Source organism: Streptomyces sp. 13-12-16, from assembly GCF_002114215.1.
Lineage (GTDB): Bacteria > Actinomycetota > Actinomycetes > Streptomycetales > Streptomycetaceae > Streptomyces.
Genome location: NZ_NCTE01000138.1, coordinates 1 through 3,375, shown reverse-complemented (window position 1 = coordinate 3,375; position 3,375 = coordinate 1). Strand labels below are relative to the sequence as shown.

Annotated in this window: 4 protein-coding genes; 1 reads left to right on the top strand and 3 read right to left on the bottom strand. The window is 71.0% G+C overall.

Features of this window, described 5'->3' with window-relative positions; all coding sequences use genetic code 11:
* Positions 1 to 37 precede the first annotated feature (37 nt).
* A complete protein-coding gene (locus B7767_RS06315) occupies positions 38 to 1,027 on the bottom strand; it encodes a polysaccharide deacetylase family protein (RefSeq protein ID WP_085571260.1) in 990 nt (329 codons plus the stop codon).
* Between the two features lie 28 nt (positions 1,028 to 1,055).
* On the bottom strand, positions 1,056 to 2,084 hold the full coding sequence (locus tag B7767_RS06310; RefSeq protein WP_085571259.1) for a glycoside hydrolase family 11 protein: 1,029 nt from the start codon (positions 2,082 to 2,084) through the stop codon (positions 1,056 to 1,058).
* A 216-nt stretch (positions 2,085 to 2,300) separates the two neighbouring features.
* Between B7767_RS06310 and B7767_RS47245 the strand changes: the two genes are divergently transcribed.
* A complete protein-coding gene (locus B7767_RS47245) occupies positions 2,301 to 2,789 on the top strand; it encodes an Lrp/AsnC family transcriptional regulator (RefSeq protein ID WP_218775776.1) in 489 nt (162 codons plus the stop codon).
* On the opposite strand, the gene B7767_RS06300 is transcribed toward B7767_RS47245, so the two are convergent.
* On the bottom strand, positions 2,782 to 3,375 hold a 594-nt coding region (locus B7767_RS06300; protein WP_107485840.1), incomplete at its 5' end, for a hypothetical protein. The genes B7767_RS47245 and B7767_RS06300 overlap by 8 nt on opposite strands.

Below are 3,375 nucleotides of genomic sequence, written 5' to 3'. Positions count from 1 at the left end.
GGCCGCGGCACGGTGGGTGCCGCGGCCCGCCCCGGTCTCAGCCCGTGCTGCAGGAGACGGTCGGCCAGTTCCAGTTGCCGTTGGCCATGATCGTCACCCCCCAGTTGTCGCCGCTGCCGTTGGGCTTGGCGACGAGGGTCTGGCTGTTGGGGTAGGTGGTGCTGACGTTCCAGGTCGAGGAGACCTTCGCCGGGGACGGCACGTTCATGGTCACCGTCCAGTCGCTGCCGCCGCTGACCGAGACGTTGAGGTTGTAGCGGTCGCTCCAGCGGTTGCCCGCGGACAGGGTCGCGGTGCAGGCGGTGCCGCCACCACCGCCTCCTCCCCCGCCACCACCGGAACCGTCGGGTGCGACGGCGCGGCCGGTCTGCGGGGAGATCATGCCGGCGCACAGGCCCCGGGAGGCCAGGTTCTGCGCGATGCGCGGGATCGCGGCGATGGTGTTGGCCGGCCAGTCGTGCATCAGGATGACCTGGCCGTTGGTGAGCCGGGAGGCGGCCTGCACGATGGCGTCGGTACTGGCGTTGTTCCAGTCCTGCGAGTCGACGTCCCAGATGATCTCGGTCAGGCCGTACTTGGCCTCGACCGCGCGCAGCGTCGAGTTGGTCTCGCCGTACGGCGGACGGAACAGCTTCGGTGTGCCGCCGCCGGCGTTCGCGATCGCCTGCTGGGTGCGGGCGATCTCCGAGTCCATCTGGGACTGGCTCAGCTGGGTCATGTGGGGGTGGGTGTAGCTGTGGTTGGCGACCCACATGCCGGCGTCGACCTGGGCCTTGACCAGGGAGGGGTTGGCGGCCGCGTACTGGCCCTGGTTGAACATCGTGGCCCGCAGCCCGTTCTGCCGGAGCGCGTTGAGCAGGTTCATGGTGCTGCCGGTGGACGGGCCGTCGTCGAAGGTGAGTCCGACGTAGCCGTTGCAGGCGGCGGCGTGCGCCGGTGCGGCGTCGAGGGCCGCGGTGCCGGCCAGGGTCAGCGCGGCGGCGGCCACTCCCGACACCAGGGACCGGGGGACTTTTCCGGTGGTCATCTGCGGTGGTCCTCCTCGTGTGGGGGGGTCAGCCTGCGCTGCAGGAGACCGTCGGCCAGTTCCAGTTGCCGTTGGCCATGATCGTGGCGCCCCAGTTGTTGCCGCTGCCGTTGGACTTGGCGACCAGGGTCTGGCTGTCGGGGTAGGACGCGCTGACGTTCCAGGTCGAGGAGACCTTCGCCGGGGAGGGGACCTTCATCGTGACGGTCCAGTTGCTGGAGCCGCTCACCGAGACGTTGAGGTTGTAGCGGTCGCCCCACTTCTCGCCGGCCGACAGGGTCGCGTTGCAGCCGCCGGTGCCACCACCGCCACCGCCGCCACCGCCACCGCCGCCACCGCCACCGCCGCCACCGCCGCCGCCGGAACTTCCTTCGCTCACGGTGATGTTGGAGCTGCCGCTGCTCTGGTAGCCCTCGGTGGCCATGATCATGTAGTTGTGGTTGCCCAGGTTCATGCCCTTGCTCGCCCAGGCGTCGAAGTGGTTGCCGCTGGTGATGGTGCCGCCCGTGCGCTTCTGCTGCCGGACGCTCCAGTACTGGTCGAAGGTCCTGGTGCCCTCGATGGAGGGGGCGTTGTACCGGGTGGTCTTGTAGATGTCGTACGTGCCGCCGTCACTGGTGACGGTGCCCTTGTACTCGCCGGTGGGCCGGTAGGTGCCCCAGTTGTCGACGATGTAGTACTCGATGAGCGGGCCGGTGGTCCATCCGTAGAGCGTGAGGTACGCGTTGCCGGACGGGTTGAAGGAGCCCGAGTAGCTGACGGTCTTGCGGCCGCCGGTGCTCCAGCCCTTGCCGGCCACGAAGTTGCCGGTGTTGCTCCACCGGGTGCTGTAGTTGCCGCCGGAGCCCAGGTCCATGGAGACGGTTCCCTGGGAGTCGGTCCAGAACGAGTACCACCAGCCGTTGTTGGTGCCGGTCTGGTTCGTGGTGACGGCGGTGGCGGTGGTGGCGGTCAGGAGCAGTGCGGTGACGGCGGCCAGCGCGATGGTCCAGGCGCTTCTGACGCTGAGCAGCAGGCGGCCGCGTCTGCGGCCCCTCGGATGTGCGGACACGTGCATGTGGTGCGCCTCCTGTGCGGCTCGGTGGGGGTGCGATGCCGGACAGTGTTGGTCTGTGCGCGTCAACCGTCAACAGTTTCGGTGAATGTTTCGAAATCTTCGCTTGATCAAGAACTGGGAGGGATTCACGTAACCCCAGCTCAATGGGGGTACTGAACCGGTCAAATTCAGGTGTTCCGCGCAGCGAGCCAGAGATACGCCGAACTCTGATGCAGAGTGAGCGAAACTTTCGCCCTCCCGACGCCGACGCCCGCCCCGTCGGCGCCGCCGGTCGTCCTCGACGCGGCCGATCAGGCCGTGCCGGCGGCGCTGCGCCGGGACGGCCGTGCCTCCCTCACCGAGCCGCAGAAGGTGACCGGGCTGTCCGAGACGGCCGTGAAGCGGCGGCTGGAGCGGCTGCGCGGCACGGGCGTGCTGTATCTCGCCGTGGAGTACGACAGCGAGCCGCTCGGGCAGGGGGTCGAGGCGCTGCTCTGGCCGACCGTCGCCCCGGGGGCCCTCGCGGAGGCGGGCGCGGCGGTCGCCGCTCTCTCGGAGGTGCGGTTCGCCGCCGCCGTCACCGGCCGGGCCAACCTCGTGGTGTCGGCGCTCTGCCGCACCACCGACGACCTCTGCACGTTCCTCAGCGAGCGGATCGGCGGCCTGGCCGGCGTCCACACCGCGGAGACGGTGATCACCCTGCGCCGGGTCAAGACCCTCACGTAGGCGTCGTCCAGCGCGGGGCCGTCTCCGCCCAGGCCGTGTCCCAGTCGGCGAGGTTGCGGCGGCGCAGGGCCAGGCCGGTCAGGGCGTGGGCGGCGGCGCCGGTGAGGGCGACTCCGATGGCGGCGAGGAGGGCCCAGCCCATGGTGCGGCTGCGGACCTCCTCGCGGGTCAGCGGCCGGTCCGTCACCTCGCCGTCGGCGGTGACCCAGACGCGTACGGTGTTGCCGGCGGTCAGCCCCGGCTGGACCTCCGCCCGTGTGGTGCGGGTCCGCCCCTCGCGGGTGACCACGCGGACCTCGGCCGGGTAGCGGGTCCTCTTCTCCTCGTCCGAGCCCGGTTCGGGGTGGCGCGGGGCGTCCCGGACGAGGGTCGCGTCCGTCTCGTACCGGGTCCGGTTCTGGTGGCGGGCGGTGTCCTCGTAATGCCGGCGGGCGGCGTCGCCGGCGAGGAGGGCGGCCACGGGTGCCACGGCCAGTACGGCGATCAGCGCCCCGAGGCCGAGCCAGGCGTGGAGCGTGTCGGTGCGGCGGCGCAGGGGGTTGTGCCGCCAGCGCCACAGCAGGGGGCGCGGGGGCGGGCCCGGCGG